Below are 5127 nucleotides of genomic sequence, written 5' to 3' on the forward strand. Positions count from 1 at the left end.
GCCATGAAGTCCAGCGCGAATTGGGGTGCAAGCCTGACGTTGGCCCTCAGGATATGGCCGTCGATCTTGCCGAGAAGCTGGACGTTGCCGAGCGGCTTGCCGCCTTTGCCGTCGGACAGATAGTAGTCGTTGAGCATCAGCGTCTTCTGGTAGACGGATGTGTTCCTGCGGCGCGGGTCGATCGCCAGCATAGCGCTCGAGTTGTGGTTCATGAAGTTGCGGCCGACCTGGTCGGAACGGTTGGCGAGGCCCTTGCCGTCAGGAGAGGGCGAGCGTAGCAGGATGACCGCCGAATTGACCGCGCCGGCCGAGAGAATCACCAGTTTCGGCGTCACTTTCTTCAGCGTGCCATTCTGGCGATAGTGAACGGCGGCGATCGTTCTGACATCCGATGACGCTTCGAGATATTCGACATGGGCACCGGTCTCGAGCTCGACGTTCCGGTCGGCAAGTGCCGCCGCCAGCGGCCCCGTTTGGGCGTCGACCTTGCCGGCTCCGGTGTTGGGAAATGCGTCCCAGCCTGTCTTGCCGTCCTTTAGCCAGGCATCGATGTCGACGCCGAGCGGCAGCGATGCCGGGTGCAGGCCGAGGCCCTTGAGTTCGGCTCGGGCGCGGGCGATGGGCGGCTCGTCCGGCACCGGCCCGAAGGCATAGGGGATCGAGTGGAACGGCTCGGTCGGGTCTTCGCCGAGTGCGCCGCGCACGCGAAAAAGCTGCTCGGCTTTGGAGTACCATGGCTCGAACTCCTCATAGGAGAACGGCCAGGCTGGTGAGACGCCGCCATAGTGCTCCATGGCGGAAAAATCTTGCCTGCGGTAGCGGATCAGCACCGCGCCATAGAATTTCGAATTGCCGCCGACATAGTAGTAGTTGCCGGGATTGAACGCAGCACCCCCGGCCTCGCGCCACATTTCCTTTGGCCGGTAGTGACCGTCGACGAAAATGGCGCGTGTGTCGCGCGTGTGCGGCGTCTTCGGCAGCTTCTCGCCGCGCTCCAGCATCAGGATCGAGGCGCCGCTGCCGGCAAGGCCGGAGGCGATCGTGGCGCCGCCGATGCCGGAGCCGATGATGACGATGTCCGGGTTTGTCATGGCCTAGACGATGCGGTTCTCGGTCGCCGGATCGAAGAACACCGCCTTGGTCAGATTGAAGGCGAGCGGCGTGACCGTGCCCGGCTGGATGTTGGCGTCGGCGCGTAGACGCGCCACCACAGCTTTGCCTCCCAGGTTGGTGACGGCGAAAGTGTCGGAGCCGGCCGGTTCCACGACCTCGATGTGACAGTCGGCGGTGGCGATGTTCGATGCGTTGCGTTCGGCCCCTTCGGGATCGGTCAGGGCCTCGGGGCGGACGCCGAAGATGATCGGTTTGCTGTGGAATGCCGACAGACCCGTCGGCGCATCGGCCAGCCGCAGCGAGATCGGCTCGCGCGCCTCGCGCTGGAGCACCACGGAAAGCGCATTGCCATTGCCGTCGATCGTCGCCGGGATCAGGTTCATCGCCGGCGAGCCCATGAAGTCGGCGACGAACAGGTTCGTCGGGTTGTTGTAGATTTCGGCAGGCGTGCCGAACTGCTGCACCTCGCCGTCGCGCATCACAGCGATTTTGGTGGCCAGCGTCATCGCTTCGATCTGGTCGTGGGTAACGTAGACGATTGTCGTGCCGGTGGTCGCGTGCAGCCGCTTGATCTCGATGCGCATATCGACGCGCAGCTTGGCGTCGAGGTTGGATAGCGGCTCGTCGAACAGGAACAGCTTGGGGTCGCGCACCAGCGCCCGGCCCATGGCGACGCGCTGGCGCTGGCCGCCGGAGAGCTGGCTCGGCTTGCGCTGCAAGAGGTGGCCGATCTGCAGCACTTTCGCCACCTTGTCGATCGCCTTCTGGCGCTCCGCTGCCGGGACGCCGCGCATCTCCATGCCGAAGGCAATGTTTCCCGCGACCGTCATATTCGGATAGAGCGCGTAGCTCTGGAACACCATGGCGATGTCGCGCTTCGAGGGGTGGAGATCGTTGATCGTCCGTCCGTCGACACGGATTTCGCCTTCGGTGATGGTTTCCAGGCCGGCGATGGTGTTGAGCAATGTCGACTTGCCGCAGCCGGACGGGCCGACCAGCACGAGGAAGCCGCCCTTTTCGAGATCGAGGTCGATGCCCTTCAGGATCTCGACCGATCCGAACCGCTTCCTCAGCCCATCAATTTCGAGAAAAGCCATGCGATTATCCTTTGACGGCGCCGGCCATCAGGCCGCGCACAAAATAGCGGCCAGCGACCACGTAGACGAGCAGGGTCGGCAGTGCGGCGATCATCGCCGCTGCCATGTTGACGTTGTATTCGACGACACCGGTCGAGGTATTGACGACGTTATTCAGCGCCACGGTCATCGGCATCGCGTCACCGGTGCCGGCATAGGCCGAGGCGAACAGGAAGTCGTTCCAGATGTTGGTGAACTGGTAGATGACGGTGACGACGAAGATCGGCATCGAATTCGGCAGCATGATGCGCCGGAAAATCTGAAAGAAGCTGGCGCCGTCGACCTGTGCCGCCTTGACCAGTTCGGTCGGGAAGGCCTCGTAATAGTTGCGGAAGAACAAGGTGGTGAAGCCGAGCCCATAGACGACGTGTACAAAGACCAGGTTGACCGTCGGATTGCCCAAGCCGAATGAAAATCCCGTCGCGTTTCGCAGCGTCACGCCGAAACGGCCGAGGCTGCCGAGGATCGTCGCCATCGGCAACAGCACCGACTGGAACGGAATGAAGCAGGCAAACAGCATCAGCCCGAAAACCAGCGTGTGGCCGCGGAAGCGCCATTTGGTCAGGACATAGCCGTTGAGCGCGCCGAGCAATGTCGAGATCAGCACCGCCGGAACCACCATCTTGATGGAGTTCCAGAAATAGCCCTTGATGCCGGCGCAGGTCAGGCCGACGCAGGTCTCGCCCCACGCCTTCAGCCATGGTTCGAAGGTCGGCGCCTGCGGCAGCGCCAGCATGTTGCCGTTCTGGATCTCGTGCATCGTCTTGAACGAAGTCACCAGCATGACGAACAGCGGCATCAGGTAGAACAGGGCGAACAGCGCCAGCAGGCCGTAGACGACGATGCGGTTGACCGTCCTGGCACTGATGCCGCCAGTGCTCTGGCGAGCAGGCGTGGCAATGACGCTCATCGCGGCCGCTCCCTGAGTTCGGAATAGAGGTAGGGCACGATGATCGCGGTGATGGTCATCAGCATGATTACGGCGCTGGCCGAGCCGACGGCCATTTCGTTGCGCTTGAAGGTGTACTCATACATGAAGTTCGAAGGCAGCCAGGCCGAGCCGCCCGGCCCGCCGCTGGTCAGCGCTACGACCAGATCGTAGGACTTGATGGCGAGGTGGGCGAGCACGATGAAGGCCGAGAGGAACACCGGCCGCAGCAGCGGGATGACGATCCGGCGATAGAGCTGGAAAGTGGTGGCGCCGTCGATCTGCGCCGCCTTCATGATCTCGCCGTCGATGCCGCGCAGGCCGGCGAAATTGTCGTCAATATCGAGCGCGTTGAAGAACGCCTTGAACTCGCCGCGCGAAATCCCACCGTTGCGCGCCTCGAACAGCGCATGGGTCGATCGCAGCAGCGACAGATGCAGGTCGATGCGGCTATCGATCCGGTTGAGCGCATCGTCCGCCGTCGCCTCGAACTTGATGCGCGCCGCTTCCTGCGTGGCGAAATAGGCGAATCCCGCCATCGTCAGGCTGATCAGCGCGACTGCGATGAAAGCGACGATCGGAAAGAACTTCTTCAAATTGCTGCTGCGGCCCATGGTTCCCCATCTTATGGGCAAGTCCCTGCGTCAATACAATGGCGCGGCCAAACCATCATGACCGCTGGCACAGGCTTCTTGCGAAGGCCGGATCAGTTGCAGACCGGAACCGTGCCCGCCGCCACGCCGGCGCAGACCTCTTCCTTCTTGACCCAGCCCGCGTCGATGACAACGTTGAGATTGTCCTTGGTGACGGCAATCGGCGTCAGGAACAGCGACTTGACGACATTGCCGCCCGGCGTGGCGAAGTCCTTGACGCCGGCAATGTCTGTCATCTGCTTGCCGTCGGCCAGTTGCGAGGCGATCTCGGCGGCGTTCTTGCCGAGCTCGCGCGCGTCCCTCCACACCGATACGGTCTGTGTGCCGAGCGCGATGCGGTTCAGCGCGGCATGGTCGCCGTCCTGGCCCGACACCGGAACGGATCCGGCCAAGCCTTGCGCCGTCAGCGCCGCGACGACGCCACCAGCGGTGCCGTCATTGGCGGCAACCACCGCATTGACCTTGTTGTCGTTGGCGATCAGGAACTGTTCCATGTTCTTCTGGGCATTGGCGGGAAGCCAGCCGTCCGTATAGGCCTCGCCGACATTCTTGATCTTGCCGCTGTCGATGGCATCCTTGAGCACTTCCATGGAGCCGGCGAACAGGAAATCGGCATTCGGATCGGCGCCCGAGCCCTTGATGAAGACGTAATTGCCTTCCGGCGCCACCTTGAACACTTCGCGGGCCTGCATGCGGCCGACTTCCTGGTTGTCGAACGTCAAATAGAAGACGTCCTTGTTCTCGATCAGCCGGTCATAGCCGACGACTGGAATGCCTTCGTCCAGCGCCTTCTGCACCGCCGGCCCGATGGCCGAGGCATCCTGCGCAAGGATGATCAGCGCGTTGGCGCCCTGCGAGATCAGGCCCTCGACGTCGGTCAGCTGCTTGCCGGGATTGGACTGTGCATCGGCGGAAATATACTTGTCGCCGGCGGCCTCGATCGCCGACTTCATGGCGGCTTCGTCAGTCTTCCAGCGATCTTCCTGGAAGTTCGACCACGAAACACCAATGACCTTGTCCTTCGCCTGTGCGACCGACGCGAGCGTCAGCGACATGGCGACCCCCGCCAGAATGGCGGCTGTGAATCTCTTCATGATATTCCTCCTGCGCCGCGTACGGCGCGACCAACTGGCCCGAAGGCATGCACAAAGGCTTTTTTTTCGAGACTCGAAAAAATACTGATCCAACGCCGAAGCGCTGTCAACATAAATTCTGATGGATTTTGGTGTGCTGTCGGCTTTTTTTCGAGCCTCGGAATAAACAATGACAGGTCCTTCTGCTTCTGCCAGTATTTGTC

6 protein-coding genes are annotated in these 5127 nt (G+C 62.1%); all 6 read right to left on the reverse strand.

Translation table 11 applies throughout. The features are described from left to right. Nucleotides 1-1091 (reverse strand): GMC family oxidoreductase (locus EOA86_RS21400; RefSeq protein WP_164891884.1); only part of this gene is annotated, 1091 nt, incomplete at its 3' end. Nucleotides 1092-1094: 3 nt separating this feature from the next. After that, entirely contained in the window at nucleotides 1095-2210 is a 1116-nt protein-coding gene (locus tag EOA86_RS21405; RefSeq protein ID WP_128343447.1) for an ABC transporter ATP-binding protein, read from the reverse strand. Nucleotides 2211-2214: 4 nt separating this feature from the next. Then, entirely contained in the window at nucleotides 2215-3159 is a 945-nt protein-coding gene (locus EOA86_RS21410; protein WP_128343449.1) for a carbohydrate ABC transporter permease, read from the reverse strand. Beyond that, the gene (locus tag EOA86_RS41290) at nucleotides 3156-3773 is read right to left on the reverse strand and encodes an ABC transporter permease subunit (protein WP_128343453.1); all 618 of its coding nucleotides are present in this window, start codon (nucleotides 3771-3773) and stop codon (nucleotides 3156-3158) included. The genes EOA86_RS21410 and EOA86_RS41290 overlap by 4 nt, the downstream gene beginning before the upstream one ends. A gap of 110 nt (nucleotides 3774-3883) precedes the next feature. Then, the gene (gene xylF, locus EOA86_RS21420) at nucleotides 3884-4924 is read right to left on the reverse strand and encodes a D-xylose ABC transporter substrate-binding protein (RefSeq protein WP_128343451.1); all 1041 of its coding nucleotides are present in this window, start codon (nucleotides 4922-4924) and stop codon (nucleotides 3884-3886) included. After that, nucleotides 4921-5127 (reverse strand): hypothetical protein (locus EOA86_RS39515; protein ID WP_206630092.1); only part of this gene is annotated, 207 nt, incomplete at its 5' end. The genes xylF and EOA86_RS39515, both read right to left, overlap by 4 nt.

Source organism: Mesorhizobium sp. M5C.F.Ca.IN.020.32.2.1 (assembly GCF_004023105.1).
In the GTDB taxonomy this organism is placed as follows: domain Bacteria; phylum Pseudomonadota; class Alphaproteobacteria; order Rhizobiales; family Rhizobiaceae; genus Mesorhizobium; species Mesorhizobium wenxiniae.